Origin of the sequence: Janthinobacterium sp. P210005 (assembly GCF_036231865.1) — a bacterium.
In the GTDB taxonomy this organism is placed as follows: Bacteria; Pseudomonadota; Gammaproteobacteria; order Burkholderiales; family Burkholderiaceae_D; genus Janthinobacterium; species Janthinobacterium kumbetense.
Window position 1 is genome coordinate 184,343 of the sequence record NZ_JAZARC010000001.1, and the last position, 20,478, is coordinate 204,820.

Annotated in this window: 2 protein-coding genes; both read left to right on the forward strand. The window is 60.5% G+C overall.

Going from position 1 to position 20,478, the window contains the following annotated elements; genetic code table 11:
* The first annotated feature begins 60 nt into the window (after window positions 1-60).
* A complete protein-coding gene (locus VPH40_RS00840) occupies window positions 61-19,959 on the forward strand; it encodes a two-partner secretion domain-containing protein (RefSeq protein WP_328572329.1) in 19,899 nt (6,632 codons plus the stop codon).
* Window positions 19,956-20,432, forward strand: a complete 477-nt coding sequence (locus VPH40_RS00845) for a hypothetical protein (RefSeq protein WP_328572330.1) — start codon at window positions 19,956-19,958, stop codon at window positions 20,430-20,432. Before VPH40_RS00840 ends, VPH40_RS00845 begins: the two co-directional genes overlap by 4 nt.
* Window positions 20,433-20,478: the final 46 nt, after the last annotated feature.

Here is a 20,478-nt window from a genome sequence, read left to right on the forward strand (position 1 = left end):
AAACGCAGCCATCCGCCAGACGTTTTCCTTTCCCTGTATTTGGCCGCTATTAGGACTTTCATGAACAAGAACCTGTACCGCATCATCTTCAACAAACGCCGTGGCCAATTGATGGTCGTCGCCGAAAATGCTTCGTCGCAAGGCAAGGCTGCCAAGGGGGAGGGAGGCCTGGACAGTGGTGTCTTTGGCGGTGATGGCGGTGGCGGGGTCAATGCCAAATTGCGGCCCCTGGCCTTGGCGATATTTGGCGCGCTGGGCATGGTGAGTTTTGTCGCCGGCCCGGCCATGGGACAGATCGTGGCCGATCCGAACGCGCCGGGCCGCCAGCGTCCGACCGTGGTGCAAAGCGCCAACGGCGTGACGCAGGTCAATATCCAGACGCCGAGCGCGGCGGGCGTGTCGCGCAATACCTACAGCCAGTTCGACGTGACGGCGAATGGCGCTATCCTGAACAATAGCCGCGGCAACGTGCAGACGCAGACGGGCGGCTGGGTGCAAGGCAATCCATGGCTGGCCGGCGGCAGCGCGCGTGTGATATTGAACGAAGTCAACTCGGCCAACCCGAGCCAGCTGCGCGGTTATGTCGAGGTGGCCGGGCAGCGGGCCGAGGTCGTCATCGCCAACCCGGCCGGCGTGGCCATCGACGGCGGCGGTTTCATCAATGCCAGCCGGGTCACGCTGACGACGGGCACGCCGATCCTCAACGGCGGCAGCCTGGACGGCTACATGGTGCAGCGCGGCGTGGTCAGCATCAACGGGCGTGGACTGGACACCTCGCTGAGCGACTACACAGCCATCCTGGCGCGCGCCGCACAGATCAACGGCGGCATCTGGACGCAGGAATTGAAAGTGGTGACGGGGGCGAACCAGATCGATGCGGCGCATGGGGTGACGGGCGCTGCGGCTGGTGTAGGATCTGCCCCAGCGTATGCGCTGGACGTGGCACAGCTGGGCGGCATGTACGCGGGCAAGATCACCCTGATCGGCACGGAAGCGGGCCTGGGTGTGCGCAATGCGGGCGTCTTGGCGGCCACGGCGGGTAATCTGGTGCTGCAATCGAATGGCTGGCTGAGCAATAGCGGCAATATCCAGTCCGCTGGCGCGGGCAGCCAGACGAGCATCGCCGTCACGGGCGACGTGGCCAACAGCGGCACCGTGTATGCGGGCGGCGACAGCCAGGTGCAGGCGCAGGGCAATATTGCCAACAGCGGCGTGATCGCGGCCCAGGGCAATGCCAAGGTGCATGCCACGGGGGCGGCGGCGCGCATCGATGCCACTGCCGGCTCGGTGCTGGCGGCTGGCTTGAATCTGGACAATACCTTGGCTGCCAGCGGCAAGCTGAGCGTTTCTGCTGGCGACACCATTGCCATGCATGGCACGGCCGTGGCTGGCGGCGACAGCAGCCTGGCGGCGCGCCAGCTGGACCTTGCTGGGGCGCAAGTTTCGGGCGGGAATGTCAGCCTGGGCGCCAGCGCTGGCGACCTCGATGCCAGCCGCGCGCAGGTCACCGCCCGCGACCGCCTGCAGTTGGATGCGGCGCGCACCGTGCGCAGCGATGCGGCGCAACTGGTGGGCCAGCAATTGGGCGTGAACGCGCACGACTTGTCGAACGTGGGCGGCCAGATCATGCAACTGGGCAACGGTGATCTGGCCATCCGCTTGCCGGGTGCACTGGACAATACGCGCGGCGTCATCGCCACGAATAGCCAGGCCCTGCGTCTGCATGCTGCCAGCTTGAGCAACCAGGATGGGCAAATCCAGCATGCGGGTACGGGCGCGCTGGAGATCGGCGCAGCGCAAGTCAACTTGCAGCGCGGCAGCATCCTCAGCAATGGCGCCATGGCGCTCACGGGCGAGCACATTGACCACCGCGATGCGCGCACGGTGGCGGGGCAGCTCAGCATCGACGCCGCTACCCTGGACAACCGGGGTGGCAGCCTGGCGCAGAGCGGCCAGGGCGCGACCGGTGTGCAGGTGCGCGGCGGGTTGGACAATCGCGGTGGCGCGCTGGAAAGCAATGGCGCTTTGAGCGTGCAGGCAGGGAATGTACAAAATCAGAAGGGCCGTATCGTCTCGGGCACGGATGTGGCGCTATCGACTGGTGTGCTGGACAACACGGAAGCAACCCTGGCGGCGGGTCGCACATTGCGCCTCGACAGCGGCGACGTCGATAATACGCGCGGCCAGATCCAGGCAGTGGCGGGTGATGCGGCCTTGACGGTGGCAAAGCTGAACAATACGGCCGGCAGCGTGTTTGCCGGTGGCAACCTTGCCACCCGGGCCAACGAAGTGCTCAACAGCGGCAACCTGTATGCGGCCGGCAGCCAGGCGCTGCAGGTGAGCGGCGCCGTCAGCAACAGCGGCGTCATTGCCGCGCAAGGTGATAACCGCATCGACGCCAACCGCATCGACAGCACCGCCGGCAGCTTGCTGGGCGCCGGCATCCGCGCCGACGGCAGTCTGGCCGGCAGCGGCCAGTTGCAACTGACGGCCACGCAAGCGATCGCGGCCCACGGCCAGAACCTGGCGGCTGGCAAGACCAGCATGCACGCCACCGCCATCGATATCAGCGGCAGCCAGACGGGCGGCGCGGCCATCGCCTTGAACGCCAGCGCCGGCAATGTCGTCACCGATAGCGCACTGGTGACGACCACGGGCCTGCTGTCCGTGACGGCTGCCGGCAGCGGCCAGGCCCTGTCGAACGTGCGCGGCACCCTGAGCGCCGGGCAATTGGATATCACAACGGGATCGCTCGACAACCGCGGCGGCACCCTGATCCAGACGGGCGCTGGCGACACGGTATTGACAGGCAGCACCCTGGACAACACGGGCGGGCGTATCGCCGTCAACAGCGCCAAGCTGGCGCTGACTGCGGAAACTGTGACTAATCGCGACGGCAGCATCGAGCACGCGGGCACGGGCAGCCTGAGCATCGACGCGGTGCGTTTCGATGACGAGCGCGGCAAGGTGACGGGCAATGGCCTGGTTGATATCCAGGCGGAAACGATCGATCACCGTCATGCCGTCACGTCCGGGCAGCAGGTAACGGTGCAGGCCGACAATCTGGACAACCGCGACGGCACCCTGCAGCAGACGGGACCAGGACAGATGCGCGTGGACGTGGCGCAGACCCTGGACAATACGCGTGGCAACATCGCCGGCAATGGCGGCGTGCAAGTGCAAGCTAGTGTGCTGGACAACAGCAAGGGCCGTATCACGTCCGCTGCCTCGGCAGATATCACCAGCAAGGGTGCGCTGACCAATACGGATGGCGTGATCGCGGCCACGCAGGCGCTGCAGTTGACGGGTATTGGGTTCGACAACACGCGTGGCGTATTGCAGGCGGACAATTTACGTCTGGAGGCGGCGACCTTGCTGAACCAGCAGGGCACGGTCAGCGCCGGTTCGGACCTGACGGCGCGCCTCAGCGCAGACTTGAGCAACACCGGCCTGCTGTATGCAGGCCGCAACCAGCAACTGACGGTGGGCGGTGTGCTGAGCAACAGCGGTTCCATCGCCTCCGTTGGCAACACCAATATTTCCGCTAATAAAGTGACCAGCAGCGGCTTGCTCGGCGCCGGCTTGAAAGCCGACGGTAGCCTGGGCACGGCGGGCGATCTCACCATCAACGCGGATGGTGTTTTGCAAGCAAGCGGCCAGAACCTGGCGGCGGGTAGTACTGTGCTGATGGGCGACAATGTGGACTTGTCGGGCAGCCAGACGGGGGCAAGCAACATCGCCATCACCGCGCGCAGCGGCGACGTATTGACGAACAAGGCCGTGATTTCCGCCAGCAATCTGCTGGCTATTACCGCCAATGCGAACAATGGGCAATCGCTGGTGAATAGCCAAGGGCAGCTGGTGGGCGGTCAGTTGCAGCTGAACGTGGCGAATGTGAACAACGCCAGCGGCGAGATCGTGCAGACAGGGAGTGGGGATACCGTCATCACCACCGGCAAGTTGGACAACACGGCCGGCCGTATCGCCGTCAACAGCGCGAACCTGGCTTTGAACGCCACGGTATTGACGAACATCAATGGCAAGCTGGAGCACGCGGGCGCGGGCATCCTGGCCATCAACGCAGGCCAGTTCAACAATCAGTTCGGCAAGATCACGGGCAACGGTAAAGTGGACCTCATCGCTGCGACCTTGGACCACCGCAATGCCACCACCGTGGCCAATCAGCTGACGGTGAACGCGGGCAGCCTGGACAACCGTGCCGGTAGCCTGGCGCAAACGGGTACAGGTTTGATGAGCCTCAATGCCGCCGGCTCGCTGGACAACACGGGCGGCAAGATCGAGGGCAATGGCGACGCGCTGGTGAAGGCAGCAACCTTGCTGAACAGCACGGGCCGCTTCGTGGCGGCGCAGGATGCCGAATTGAATGTGGGTAGCCTGGACAATACGGAAGGGATCGTGGCCGCAGGGCGCAACCTGGCATTGAGCGGTGCTGACATCGACAATACCAAGGGCCAGTTGCAGGCCGTGGCCGGTAACGCTACCTTGAACGTGGCGAACTTGAACAATGCGGCAGGCAACATGTTTGCCGGCGCTAACCTGAACGCGACACTGGCCAGCCTGAATAATACAGGCAGCCTGTATGCGGCCGGGAATCAATCCCTGAACGCAACAGGCGCCATCGTCAACACGGGCGTCATCGCGGCGCAGGGAGATACCAGCATCACGGCCAATCGCCTCGACAGCAGTGCAAGCAGTCTGATCGGCGCGGGTATCCAGGCCGATGGCAAGCTGGGCACGTCTGGCGACCTGGCGATCAGCACCGCGCAAGCGCTGAATGCACACGGCCAGATTCTGGCGGCTGGCAATGCCAATCTGGCAGGCGCCACGCTCGACATCAGTGGCAGCCAGGCCAGCGCGGCCAATATCGGCCTGACGGCAACCCAGGGCGAGGTCAGCACGAACAAGGCCGTGGTGACGACGCCGGGCACGTTGAACGTGACGACCAGCGCCGCGTTGCACAACACGGACGGTACCTTACAGGCGGCCCAGCTCGACCTGCATGTGGCAAACCTGGACAACGCCAAGGGGACGTTGCTGCAAACGGGTACGGGTAACACCGTCATCCAGACCGGCAATCTGGACAACACGGCTGGCCGCATCGCCGTCAACAGCACGAACTTGAATATCGATGCCGCCAAGGTCACGAACCAGGATGGCAAGATCGAGCATGCGGGCACGGGGACGCTGAATGTGCAGGCGGGTGTGCTGGACAACAGCAAGGGCCGTATCACATCCGCCGCGGCGGCCGACATCGTTAGCAAGGGCGCGCTGAACAATACCGATGGCGTGATGGCAGCGACTGCCGACTTGCAGGTGGGCGGTATTGCACTGGATAACACCCGAGGCATATTGCAAGCGGACAATTTACGTCTGGATGCCGCTACCTTGCTGAACCAGCAAGGCACGCTCAGCGTCGGCACGGACTTGACGGCGAAAGTGAGCGGTGACCTGAACAACGCTGGCCTGCTGTACGCGGGCCGCAACCAGCAATGGACGGTGGGCGGCGTGCTGAATAACACGGGGTCGATCGCCTCCGTCAACAACACCCATATTTCCGCTGGCAAAGTGACCAGCAGCGGCTTGCTGGGCGCTGGCATCAAGGCGGACGGTAGCCTGGGCACGGCAGGCGATCTGACCATCCATGCCGATGGCGTCTTGCAGGCGACCGGGCAGAACCTGGCGGCGGGCAGCGCTCAGTTGAAAGGTGGATCGGCCGATTTGTCGGGCAGCCAGACTGGCGCAGCAAATATCGCCATCACTGCAAATACTGGCGATGTAGTGACAAACAAGGCGGTGATTTCCGCCAGTAGCGTGCTGGCCATCACGGCCAATGCAAATAACGCCCAGTCACTGGTGAATACCCAGGGCCAGCTGGTAGGTGGACAGTTGCAGCTGAACGTGGCCAACCTGAACAACGCCAGCGGGGAGATCGTGCAGACGGGCACGGGCGATACCGTTATCACCACGGCCAAGCTGGACAACACGGCGGGTCGTATCGCCGTCAACAGCGCTAACCTGGCTTTGAACGCCACGGTATTGACGAACATCAATGGCAAGCTGGAGCACGCGGGAGTGGGCGTGCTGGCTATCAACGCGGGCCAGTTCAACAACCAGTTCGGCAAGATTACGGGCAACGGCAAAGTGGACCTCACCGCTGCGACCTTGGACCACCGCAATGCCACCACCGTGGCCAATCAGCTGACGGTGAACGCGGGCAGCCTGGACAACCGTGCCGGCAGCCTGGCGCAAACGGGTACAGGTTTGATGAATGTCAATGCGACTGGTTTGCTGGACAACACGGGCGGCAATATCGAAGGCAATGGCGATGCTCTGGTGAAAGCAGGTACGTTGTTGAACAACAAGGGCCGCATCGTGGCGGCACAGGATGCCAAGTTGAACATCGGTAGCCTGGATAACACGGAAGGCACGGTGGCGGCGGGGCGCAATCTGGCATTGACCGGTGGCGATATCGACAATACCAAGGGCCAGTTGCAGGCCGTGGCGGGCGATGCGACCTTGAGCGTTGGCAAGCTGAACAACAACGCGGGCAGCGTGTTTGCCGGCGCCAACCTGAACGCCACCCTGGCGAGCCTGAACAACACCGGCAGCCTGTACGCCGCCGGCAACCAGACCTTGACCGCCAGCGGCGCCATTGTCAACACGGGCGTGATCGCGGCACAAGGCAACAACAGCATCACTGCAAAGACTATCGACAGCGGCGCAAGCAGCCTGATCGGCGCCGGTATGCAGGCCGATGGCAAGCTGGGCACGGCTGGTGACTTGACCATCAACACCGCGCAAACGCTGGCTGCACACGGCCAGAATCTGGCGGCGGGCAAGGCGAACGTGACAGGCGCCAGCGTGGACTTGTCTGGCAGCCAGACCAGCGCCGCCAACATCGGCCTGACGGCAACCCAGGGCGATGTCAGCACGAACAAGGCGGTGGTGACGACGCCAGGCGCGCTCAACATCACAACGAGCGCCAACCTGCACAACGCGGAAGGCACATTGCAGGCGGGCCAGCTCGACTTGCACGTGGGCAACCTGGACAACACCAAGGGCAGCGTCATCCAGACGGGCTCGGGCGATACCGTCATCCAGACGGGCAATCTTGACAACACGGCTGGCCGCATCGCCGTCAACAGCACGAACTTGAATATCGATGCCGCCAAGGTCACGAACCAGGATGGCAAGATCGAGCATGCGGGCACGGGGACGCTGAATGTGCAGGCGGGTGTGCTGGACAACAACAAGGGCCGCATCACGTCGGCGGCAGCAGCTTCTGTCATCAGCAAAGGTGTGCTGAACAATACGGATGGCGTGATCGCCGCCACCACCAATCTGCAGGTTGGCGGCACTGCACTGGACAACACGCGCGGCGTCTTGCAGGCGGACAATTTACATCTTGAGGTGGCGGCCTTGCTGAACCAGCAGGGGACGGTCAGCGCTGGCATGGACCTGACGGCGAAAGTGAGCGGTGACCTGAACAACGCTGGCCTGCTGTACGCGGGCCGCAACCAGCAATGGACGGTGGGCGGCGTGCTGAACAACAGCGGGTCGATTGCCTCTGTGAATAACATGACGATTACCGCTGGCAAAGTAACCAGCAGCGGCTTGCTGGGTGCCGGCATCAAGGCGGACGGCAGCCTGGGCACGGCAGGCGAATTGACCATCCATGCCGATGGCGTGTTGCAAGCGAGCGGGCAGAACCTGGCGGCGGGCAGCGCTCAGTTGAAAGGTGGATCGATCGATTTGTCGGGTAGCCAGACTGGCGCAGCGAATATCGCCATCACGGCAAATACTGGCGATGTCGTGACGAACAAGGCGGTGATTTCCGCCAGCAACGTGCTGGCCATCACGGGCAACGCGAACAATGCCCAGTCATTGGTGAACAACCAGGGCCAGCTGGTGGCCGGCCAGTTGCAACTGAACGTGGCCAACCTGAACAACGCCAGCGGGGAGATCGTGCAGACGGGCACGGGCGATACCGTTATCACCACGGCCAAGCTGGACAACACGGCCGGCCGTATCGCTGTCAACAGCGCGAACCTGGCTTTGAACGCCACGATATTGACGAACATTAATGGCAAGCTGGAGCACGCGGGCGCGGGCATCCTGGCCATCAACGCAGGCCAGTTCAACAATCAGTTCGGCAAGATCACGGGCAACGGTAAAGTGGACCTCATCGCTGCGACCTTGGACCACCGCAATGCCACCACCGTGGCCAATCAGCTGACGGTGAACGCGGGCAGCCTGGACAACCGTGCCGGTAGCCTGGCGCAAACGGGTACAGGTTTGATGAATGTCAATGCGACTGGTTTGCTGGACAACACGGGCGGCAAGATCGAAGGCAATGGCGATGCGCTGGTGAAAGCAGGTACGTTGTTGAACAACACGGGCCATCTCGTGGCGGCACAGGATGCCAAGTTGAACATCGGTAGCCTGGACAACACGGAAGGTACCGTGGCAGCAGGGCGCAACCTGGCATTGAACGGTGGCGATATCGACAATACCAAGGGTCAGTTGCAAGCCGTGGCGGGCGATGCGACCTTGAAGGTTGGCAAGCTGAACAACAACGCGGGCAGCGTGTTTGCCGGCGGCAACCTGAACGCTACGCTCGACACCTTGAACAACAGCGGCAGCCTGTACGCCGCCGGCAACCAGACCTTGACCGCCAGCGGCGCCATCGTCAACACGGGCGTGATCGCGGCGCAAGGCAACAACAGCATCACTGCAAAGACTATCGACAGCGGTGCAAGCAGCCTGATCGGCGCCGGTATGCAGGCCGATGGCAAGTTGGGCACGGCTGGCGACCTGACGATCAGCACAACACAAACGCTGGCCGCGCATGGCCAGAACTTGGCGGCGGGCAAGGCCAATCTGACAGGTGCCAGCATCGATATCGGTGGCAGCCAGACCAGTGCCGCCAACATCGGCCTGACGGCAATACAGGGCGATGTGACGACCAATAAAGCCGCGGTCGGCACGGCCGGCGCCTTGACGATCCATGCGCAAGACACCTTGCGCAATATGGAAGGGCAACTCAGCGCCGGCCAGTTTGACCTGCATGTGGGCAACCTGGACAACACCAAGGGCAGCGTCATCCAGACGGGCTCGGGCGATACCGTCATCCAGACGGGCAAACTGGACAACAGCGCCGGTCGCATCGCCGTCAATAGCGCAAATCTGACCCTGGGCACGGCCAGCTTGACGAATGCGGGCGGCAAGATCGAGCATGCGGGCAGCGGCATCTTGGCCATCACGGCGGCCACCTTGCGGGGCGCAGGCGGCAGTATCATCGGCAATGGCGCCGTCGATCTGAAGGCAGGCTTGTTCGACCACGCCAACGCCACCACCACGGGACGGTCCCTGAACGTGCAGGCCGAGAGCCTGAGCAACCGGGGCGGCCATCTGCTGCAGACGGGCGCGGGCGGCATGACGGTTGCCGTCACCGGCCAACTGGACAACGCAAGTGGCGAAATTGCCGGCAACGGCACCTTGTCGGTGCAGACCGGCAGCCTGGACAACAGCAAGGGCAAGATCACCTCGGCCACGTCCGCCGACATCGCCAGCACTGGCGCGCTCGTCAATACCGATGGCGTGATCGCGGCGGCAACCGATCTGCACTTGGGTGGTGCCATCGACAATACGCGCGGCTTGCTGCAGGCGGGCACTGGCGCCTTGCGCCTGGACGCGGCCAGCGTGCGCAATACGCAAGGCACGCTCAGCGCGGGCACGGATATCACGGCCAAGGTCAGCGGCGATGTGCTCAATGCGGGCGTGCTGTATGCGGGACGCAACCAGGCCCTGGATATCGGCGGCTTGCTCAGCAATACAGGTAGCCTCGCCGCGCTGGGCAATACGACGATCACGGCGGGCAGTCTGAGCGGTAATGGATTGCTGGCGGCAGGCATGCGCGCCGATGGCAGCTTTGCCTCGGCCGGTGACCTGACGGTGACGGCCCGTGGCGCTTTGCAGGCTGGCGGCCAGAACATGGCGGCCGGCCAGCTGCAGCTGACGGGCGCGTCGGTCGACGTGGGCGGCAGCCAGACCAGCGCGGCGAATATCGGCTTGACGGCCTTGACGGGCAATGTGACGAGCAGCAAGGCGGTCGTGTCGACGAATGGTCTATTGAGCATCACGGCGAATGCCGCCAACGGGCAGGCACTGGTGAACCAGGGCGGCAGCTTGAGCGCTGGACAATTGGCCCTGCACGTTGCCAACCTGGACAACGCCAAAGGCACCTTGATACAGACGGGCGCTGGCGACACGGTCATCGAAACAGGCAAGCTGGACAATACGGGCGGGCGCATCGCCGTCAACAGCGCCAACCTGCGCCTGCAGGCGGGTGACTTGACGAATATCGACGGCAAGATCGAGCATGCAGGCAAGGGCGTGCTGGAGATCCGTGCAACGAATCTGTACGGTCAGCGGGGCCAGCTGACGGGCAATGGCGCGCTGCAGGTGGCGGCCAATTACATCGATCACCGCAATGCCAGCCTGCTGGCGCAGCAGGTGAACGTCTCCGCCGGCATCCTCGACAATCGCCAGGGACAGATCACGCAGCTGGGCACGAGCGCGGCAACAGTGCTGGCCAGCACGCGCCTGGACAATAGCGGCGGCAAGATCGAAGCGAACGGCAATGTACGCGTGGAAACGGGCGAGTTGCTCAACGATCATGGCCGTATTGCGTCTGCGCAAGATGTCAATGTGGCAGCGACGGGCAAGCTGGACAATACTAGCGGCGTGATCATTGCCGGGCGCGACCTGACGTTGGCTGGCGGCAAGGTGGACAATACACTGGGCCAGTTGCAGGCGGCGGGCGGCAATGCGCAATTGACGATGGACGAGCTACTCAACGCACAGGGCAGTATCATTGCCAGCGGCAATCTGACGACGACGGCGGGCAGCGTGCGCAACAGCGGCAGCCTGTTTGCCGGCGCAGAACAAGTACTGAAGGTGGGCGGGGCGCTGGAGAATGCCGGCGTGATCCTGGCCCAGGGCAACAACACGATCAGTGCCAACAGCGTCAACAGCGGCGCGGCCAGCCTGATCGGCGCGGGTGTGAAAGCCGATGGCAGCCTGCAGACGAGCGGCAACTTGCAGGTCACGGCGCAACAGGCATTGGGAGCGCATGGGCAAGTGTTGGCGGCAGGCAATGCCGTCCTGAGCGGCGGCAGTGTCGACCTCGGCGGCAGCCGCAGCAGCGCTGGCAATATCAGCCTGACGGCGACAAGCGGTGATGTCAGCACCAGCGGTGCCGTGGTCACTACGCCGGGCGCCTTGACGATTACATCTGGACAGGCAAGCTGGAACAACCAGCGCGGCGACATCAGCGCCGGCCAACTTGCCGTCACAGCCGGCAACCTGAACAACCAGCAAGGCAGCATCGTACAGACGGGTGCCGGCAATACGGCCATCGACTTGACATCGCCAGCAGGCGTGCTGGACAACACGGGCGGGCGCATCGCCGTCAACAGCGCGAACCTGGGCCTGAAAGCGGGTACGCTGACGAATACGGATGGCAAGATCGAACACGCGGGCAGCGGTACCTTGAGCCTGCAAGCCGCGCAGTTGAACGACCTGCGCGGACAGATCACGGGCAATGGCGCCCTGGTCGTCACGGCCGGCGCCATTGACCACCGCAACGCCAGTACCATCGCGCAACAAGTGAGCGTGACGGGCACGACCCTGGACAATGCGGGCGGCAACCTGACGCAGCTGGGCAAGGGCGACACCAGCATTCAATTGACGACCAGCCTGGACAATCGCGGCGGCACGATTGCCAGCAACGGCAACACGACGATTGTTGCACCGACCCTCAACAATCAGGGCGGCAAGCTGCAGGCGGCCGGCACGTCCAACCTGACGGTGACTGCAAGCAATGTGCTCGACAACCGCCATGGCGGCGCCATCGCCGGCGGCGGCAATGTCGTGCTGGGTGCCGGAAATCTGCTAAACCAGGGCGGCAGCGCCACGGCGGGCGGGCAGCTGAATGCAAATGTGGTGCAGGCATTGAACAATGCGGGCGGCTTGCTGGCCGCCACGGGCAATATGACCGTGAACGCGGCTAGCGTCGACAACAGCGCCGGGGGTAAGCTGGCCTCGGTACAAGGCCTGTTGGCGGTCACGTCCACGGGCGCCACCGTCAACAATGGCGGCACTCTGCAAGCGGGCGGCGATATCATCCTGCGCAATGGCGGCCTGTGGAACGGGCAAGGCACCATTGCCGGCGCGAACGTCACGCTCGACACGCATGGCCAGGTCTTCAACAATACGCAGGGCACCCTGGTGGGCGCAGGCACCGTCAACTTGCAGACGGGCATCCTGGACAACGATGGCGGCTTGCTGCAATCGGGCGGCGCCATGACCATCGACACGCACGGCAACGCTTTACTCAACACCAATGCGGGCGCGTACGCCGTGCGCCATCCGGGCAGCGCGGGCGGCATCAGCAGCGGCGCAGGATTGACTCTGCAAACGGGCAGCTGGAACAATGCGGGCGGCTATCTGGGCGTGGCCGGCAACATCATGGGCAGCGTGGGCCAGCTGGATAACCGTGGCGGCCAGCTCGTCGGCAAGTCGGCGCTGGACCTGACCCTGAGCGGCTTGCAAAACCAGGGCGGGCAAATCCAGGTGCTGGGCAATATCGGCCTGAACGCGGGTGGCGGCAGTATTAATAACCAGCAAGGCTTGATCCGCTCCGGCGCAGCCGTCACGCTGACGGGCGGCGCGATCGACAATGCCAGCACCCTGGGCGCGAACCAGGGCATCGAAGGCATCCATGTGACCCTGAACAGTGCCAATGTCAGCAATGTGCAGGGCGCGGTGCGCGCCGATGGCAACCTGGCGATCAACAGTGCAGGCATTATCAACAACACCCTGGGCATGCTCAGCGCCGGCAGCACGCTGGCGCTGCAGGACACGGGCCCTGGCCGGGGACTGGCCGTGACCAACTCGGGCGGCACCATTATCGGCGGCCAGCGCACCGATATCCGCGCGGGCAGCCTGAGCGGCGATGGCAAGGTGCTGTCGCAGAAGGATATGGCGCTGGACCTGGCCGGCAACTTTACGCTGAACGCAGGCGCCGAGATCATGGCCAACGGCAATGCGGATATCACCATCGGCGGGCAGTTGGCCAATGCCGGGAAAATCCAGGCGCTCAGCATGCTGACCCTGGGCGCGGCCAATTTCGACAATGCCAGCACGGGCGACATCAATGCGGGCACGACGCGCGTCAACGTCGGCGGCGTGCTGAACAACCGGGGCGTGATCGACGGCATCAGCACGCAACTGAACGTGGGCACGCTGAACAACGTCGGCACGGGCCGCATCTATGGCGACCATCTGAGCATAGCAGGCGGCACCGTCAACAATAACGTGGAAGGCGGCGTGGCGGCCACCATCGCGGCGCGCGAGCGGCTCGATATCGGCGTCACCACACTCAACAACCGCGAGCACGGCCTGATCTTCAGTGGCGGTGACATGGCCATCGGTGGCTACCTGGACGGCAACCGCATCGCCACGGGCTGGGCGGGAACGGTGACGAATGCCAGCGCGACGATCGAGGCGCTGGGGAGCTTGAACCTGGGTGCGAGTCAGGTGAATGTACTCAATAACCATCTGGTTTTTGAGGAAGGGCGGATGACGACGGAGACGATATCTGAGTATCAAGGAAAAGGAAGTGATATCTGGTATACAGAGGGCACGTTAGGTTTGGATATTTTTGCTCTTCCAGACGACCCCAAGGATACTAGCTTATTTATGAATGCACCTGATGGCAGGGGCTATTCCGTTTTCACAAAGCGTGAACTGACTCGCACAAGCTATGAGAGTGTTGTCGTTAGTTCTGATCCAGGGAGAATTATTGCAAGCAATAATTTGAAAATTAGCTCAAGTGCCATTGTGAATGACAATAGTCATATCATTGCAGGTGGTACTTTGGATATGGATAGGGCGATTCTCAATAATAAGACGACGAAGGGGCAGAAAACTGTACATGAGAAAGGAAAAATGACAGTTTTCAAACCGGTTATTGGATTTGAGCATAGAACAGTGACGGCGAAAATTGATACACCCATAGACCGGACTGTAACTGAGCCCTCCAGTTCTGCCAGCACATCACGCAATGAAGGAAATGCCAATACCGGCGGCCAGGGCACAAAACCAGGCAGTGCCGTCAAAAACGGCGTTGGTGGTGCGGCGGAACGCATAGGCGGTGCGGAAACGCATGTGCGCACTTCGGCTTTTTCTACGGAGGCAACAGAAATCCGGAAAGCCGATGTCAGCGGTCAAGAAACTAATCGTGTCGATGGCGGCAGTGTTGTCCAAAAGACTGACCGTGCTGGCAATCCCGTCACCGATGCGGCTGTTGGCGTCACGCCAGGCAGCAAGCTTGATGGCGCGACAGGCATCGCTGCAGATGCAGGGACATCACTGAACCACGTGTCGACAGGCGCGGCAGGTAGCGTTGCCGCACAGGGCGCAGCCACGGTGTCGGGCGCTCACGGTGCGACGGGCAGCACGCGTACGGGCGATGCGGCCCGTACTGTTGCCGTTGACACAGTGTCCGGCGCTCACGTTGATGCGGCCAGCGGCGCTGGCCAGCATGGCGCAGGCGTTGATGCGGCCTTGCTGTCTCGCTCGTCTGTGGGGGCGGTCACGGCCGTGTCGGGCGGCAAGGGGCCGGGCGGCGCGGCCCATGGTGGCGTCCTTGGCCAAGCTGGAGAGCTTGGGGCGGTGAATGCTGCCCAGTTGAGTGGCATTACCGGCAGCCACGCCAGCTCGCATACAGGCCTTGGTCCCGTCGCCGGGGCTGGCATTGCGGCAGATCAAGTGCAGGGCAAGGGCGGGCCGGGCGGTATTGCCGATGCCGGCATGCTTGGCCGGGCCGGCGAAATTGCAACGCTGGCGCCGACTGCGCTGGCCGGTGTCAACGGCGCGCAAGCAAGCACCGGAACCGGATTGAACCCGCTGAAAGACGTGGCTATCGCAGCCTCGACAGGCAGCGCGGCACACGCAGGCGCCGTCGGTGGCGTGGGGCAGGTACGCATGAATGGCATTACCCAAGTGAAACTGGGCAACCCATCCACGCGTGCGCAAGTGGTGCGGACCACGGGGTCATCGTTGCAGATTCCGAACGCCAGTTTGTATAAAGTGAGCTCTGCGCCATCGTCCCGCTATCTGGTGGAAACCGATCCGCGCTTTGCCAGCTACCGCGAATGGACGGGTTCCGACTATCTGCTCAAGCAGGTAAAAAACGATCCCTCCGTGACGCAAAAGCGCCTGGGCGACGGTTTTTATGAGCAGCGCCTGGTGCGCGAGCAAGTCGCAGAGCTGACAGGGCAGCGTTTCGTCGGCGATTACACCAGTGACGAACAGCAGTACAAGGCACTGATGGATCAAGGTGTCGCGTTTGCCAAGCAATGGGACCTTCGTCCCGGTATCGCGCTGACAGCGGAGCAAATGGCGGGGCTGACCAGCGATATCGTCTGGCTGGTGGAGCAGGACGTCGTGCTGGCCGACGGCAGTACGCAAAAAGTGCTGGCGCCGCAAGTGTATGTGCGCGTGCGTGAGGGCGATATCGATGGCCAGGGCGGATTGTTGGCCGGCAAGGAAGTCAATCTGAATCTCGAAGGCGATTTGACCAATAGCGGTACGATCGCCGGACGCACGATCGTCAAGCTGAATGCCGAAAATATCGACAACCTGGGCGGGCGCATTACTGGCGATGCCATTTCGGCCCATGCCAGGAATGACCTGAACAACATCAGCGGCACCATTTCTGCCAATAGCGAGCTGCAAGTCAGTGCGGGAAGGGATATCAACGTGAAGACCTCCACGCTGACGTCCAGTAGCAATGATGGTAAAAACAGCTACAGTCGTACTACCCTGGATAATCTGGCGGGCCTGTATGTCACTGGCAATGGCACGGCCGGCAGCGGTAATTTGCTGGTATCTGCGGGGCGCGACGTGACTATCGCGGGTGCATCCGTCGTGAATACGGATGCCGGTGGCGGCATTGGCATCGCAGCCGGCCGTGATATTGCCGTCACGACAGTGAACAGCGGTAGTGAGTTCACGTTGGCAGGTCCTGGGAAGCGGCATATGACCGATACGTCCAGCAAAGAAACCGCCAGCACGATTGCATCTGCCGGCGATATTCGCCTGAGTGCCGGTGACAATATCCAGCTGAAAGCGGCAAATGTCCAGGCAGCGGAAACGCTGCAGCTGTCTGCGGAACGCAATATCGACATTTCTACGGCACGGGATACAGAAACGCGTCAAAGCTGGTATGGCAACAGCTCGACCAAAGGCACTAGCCAAGGCAGCGAGCTGGGCGGCAAGCAGATCGTCATGCTGGCCGGCAATGATATTAATAATACTGGCGGCCAGGTGATCGCGACAGACAAGCTCATCGCAAGCGCCGGACGAGACATCAACATCGTCACGACCACTGTCAGCAATGCCAGCAAGAAAGGGATGGGCAATAGCGAAACCAGCACCGTCGTCGACAAGGTGGCAGGCCTGTATGTGACCGGCACGGGTGAAGGCAATACGCTGGTCGCCCAGGCGGGCCGTGATATGACGCTGACCGGAGGCGTCATCGCCAATGCGGGCGCAAATGGCCAGACCAGCTTGGTCGCAGGTAATAACCTGACTCTCAATACCGTCACCGTCGCCTCGACGCACGACCAAGTGCGCAACGCGGACAATTACCGCAAAGAAAGCAAGACAGGCGAAGTGGGCAGCCAGATCATGGGCGCCGGCAACGTCAATTTGCAGGCGGGCCATGATCTGACGGCGCGCGCGGCGGACGTGCAGGCGGGCGGCACCTTGGGCCTGGTGGCGGGCAATGACATCAGCCTGGTGAATGGTTTCCAGAACGAAGTGACCGATGTTGCCAGCAAATCGACGAAGAAGGGTTTCTGGAACAAGACTACCACCACCAAACATGATGTGGTCGATACCACCACGGCGATCGGCACTTCGCTTGGCGGCAGCAGCGTGACGGTGCAGGCTGGGCATGATCTGCAAGTTACGGGTTCGAGTATCTTGAGCGACGATGCGACGCGATTACTCGCAGGTAACAACATCACGATCGATGCGGCCACCAATACCGTGTACGAGCTGCACCATTCCAGCACCAAGAAAAGCGGTTTCATGAGTAGCGGCGGCATTGGCTTCAGCTATGGCACCAAGACCACGACGGTGGATCAGGAGCGGGATGCCACCTTGCAAAGCGGCGAGGCGCGCAGTTCGATCGGCGCCACGGGCGGTGCGTTGACGATGGTCGCCGGCAATAACGTGAGGATAGGCGGCAGCGATATTCTTGCCGCTACCGATCTCGATATCATCGGCAAGAGCGTCACCATCAAGCCGGGCCAGGACAATGAGAAGGGGAAATTTGAAGTCAAGACGACGCAGGATGGCTTGACCCTGGCTTTGGGCGGCAGCGTGATCAGCGCCATCCAGACCTTGCAAACCATGAGTTCAGCGGCCAGCACGGCCAAGGATGGCCGCGTTACGGCCATGGCGGCGGCCACGGCGGCCATGGCCGCCAAGGACGCTGCCAAGGACATGATGAAGGAAGGCGGTCCAAGCATCAGCATCAGCCTGACAGCGGGCCATTCGGAAAGCATCCAGACGCAAAATACGGCCAGCACCACGCATAGCGGCAGCGTATTGACAGGCAACAATATCAACATCACGGCCCTGGGTGGCGGCAAGGATAGCAACATCAATATCCTGGGCAGCGACCTGAACGCGAAGAATGATATCCGCCTGCATGCCGACAACAATGTCAATCTGCTGGCGGCGCAGGATACGGAAAGCCAGCACAGCAAGAGCTCGAGCCTGAGCGCCTCCGTCGGCGTGAAGGCGATCGTCAGCACACAGGGCACCTCGTTCGGCTTCACGGCCAGCGTCAGCGGCAGCAAGGGGCATGAGGACGGCGATGGCACGACGCAGCTCAACACCCATGTGAATGCAGGCGACAAGCTGATCATCACAAGCGGTGGCGACACCAACATCAAGGGCGCCGTGGCCAGCGCCAACCAGGTGATTGCCGACATCAAGGGCAATCTGAACCTGGAAAGCTTGCAAGACCTGGCCAAGTTCGACAGCAAGAGCCAGAGCATTTCCGCCAGCGGTACGGTGGGCATTGGTGCCAGCTTCAGCGGCAGCTATAGCCAGAGCAACATGCACAACGACTATGCCAGCGTACAGGAGCAAAGCGGCATCAGGGCAGGCAACGGCGGCTTCCAGATCAAGGTGGGCGGCAATACGGACTTGAAGGGAGCCGTCATCAGTGCCACGGAGGCGGGCAAGCTTGACAGCAGTCTGATTACTTCAACCCTGACGCACAGCGACATTGCCAATCATGCGATATCGAAGGGTAGCAGTGTGGGTGTTTCGGGCGGTTTTTCGGTAGCGGGCAAGGAGACCGAAGAGAATAAGAATTTGACCAATGTTGGCGGTAAAGGCGGCACCACCGCAGGCCTGCCTGCCATTGTCGCGCTCAGCGAGAACGCTAGTAGTACTACGCGTAGCGGCATCAGTGGCGGCACTCTGGTCATCACCGATGATGCGGCTCAGCGTGCAGCGACGGGCAAGGGAGCGGATGAAGCTATCTCCGATCTGAACCGCGATGTAACGACTGGAGTGGATTCCAGCGGTAAGATTGGCAATAATTTTGACAAGGCAGCGCTGCAGGCGACGATGGATGTGACGGCGGCGTTTGCGGCAGCTGCTGCAGAGAAGCTGGGGACCTATGCTTCCGATAAGCTGAAAGAAGCGACTGCATTGGCAGATGAAGCATATAAGCTTCGAGAAACCGATCCTGAAAGAAGCGCAGAGTTAACGCGTCAAAGTGTTGAGTTAACAGAGAATTGGAAAGAGGATGGACTCGCGCGGGTTGCCTTGCACACGGCAATTGGCGGGCTTGCCGGCGGAACCAATGGTGCTTTGGGCGCAGGCGCGGCGGCGTTGTCGACGGATGCCATCGCCCAGCACCTGAAGCAACTTGATATGCCTGAAACGCTGCGTGATGCGTTGACGCTGGCTGCGGGCGCTGCGGTGGGCGCCGCCGCTGGTGGGGCGACGGGAGCAGCTAGCGCCACGAATGAGGTGGCGAATAATTATCTGAAGCATGCGCAACTGGATGAATTTCGAGATGCTTATGGAAAATGCAAAACAGTCCAATGCAAAGATTCCGTATTAGCAGATATGAGAAATTTATCTGATGCTCAAGATGTTTTATTGAAGCAATGTATAACTACAGAGTCTTGCCGTGAGCTGACCGCTGATTTTGTTTATCCACTCCAGCAGAATGGTGTGATGGGTTTGTTTTCTACTGAGGTTAAGGATAAGTATAACTTTTGCCCTCCAGGCGATTATTCTTGTCTTAATACCCTCAAATACATATCCGCGCATACAAATCAGGCATCTTTGACATCGGTTGCGCCGGAATTTTATTCATCTATCAATTGGAAAAACAAAGCTGTAGAGAGTTCAACGATAGAGTTGCAGGAAAAATACTCTCTCTCTCCCGAAGCTGCTAGTATGTTAGCAGTCTTGATGGTCCAATCAATTGGAAAATCAAAAACAAAATCTGTTGATGGAAAAATTGATGCTAGATATTACCAAGGAAAAATGTTGGGTGAGGATGGACAAAAAACACACTCAACAACTATTTGGCAAGGTAAAGGAAAAGAAAGGATCGATGTGGAGAATGCTGCTCCAGGAAGCCGTCCTGGTCAAATTCATTACCAAGATGAAAATAATAAAAAGTATTATTACGATCCAAATACCAAAGTATTTTTTAACGTCCAAACAGCAGAACTTGCTCCTAAGTCTGTGCAGAATCTGCTTAAAGATGAAAGATTTTCAAAGGCGATAGATAAGGGATTAACCAAATACTTGGGAGTAAAAAAATGATAACCGTAAAATGTAATCGATCGATGGGCCATCTTGTGGAAACCAAATATTTATGTCCAGATGAGTTTCCTGTTGGATTGGCGAAGATTTTGGATGATGGTTTTAGTGAGATTGACGGGTGTGTATTTTTTAAGAACTCATTTAATTGTAAAAATATTCCTGATATTGAATTTATTGAAAGAAATTTTTCAAATTTAAGTGGGTATGAATGTGCAATTAATGGCATCCATCTTGAAGACTTCATGGTAGATAACTTTTTTTCTTCATCGATCTGTTTTGTTGAGAAGTTTTCAATTTTGTGTGATGGAAAATTACCGTTTCCCATTGTCGCAATTTTTGGATATGAAAAGAGTGACGAGTTTGGCGATATATGCACTTTTAGATTTCACAAAAAAAGGGAAGGAGAGGTTTTGTATAATGTTAATGAAATAGAAGATTTTTTAGACCCAATAATTATTATAAATATCGATTGATAGAGTTCTAATGGAAAAAATTCAATGCCGGCGAGATTAAAGGATC

Excerpts from the sequence above, each read along its gene's own strand:
- VPH40_RS00840 (WP_328572329.1), top strand. The coding sequence starts at position 61 with ATGAACAAGAACCTGTACCGCATCATCTTCAACAAACGCCGTGGCCAA.
- VPH40_RS00845 (WP_328572330.1), top strand. The coding sequence starts at position 19,956 with ATGATAACCGTAAAATGTAATCGATCGATGGGCCATCTTGTGGAAACC.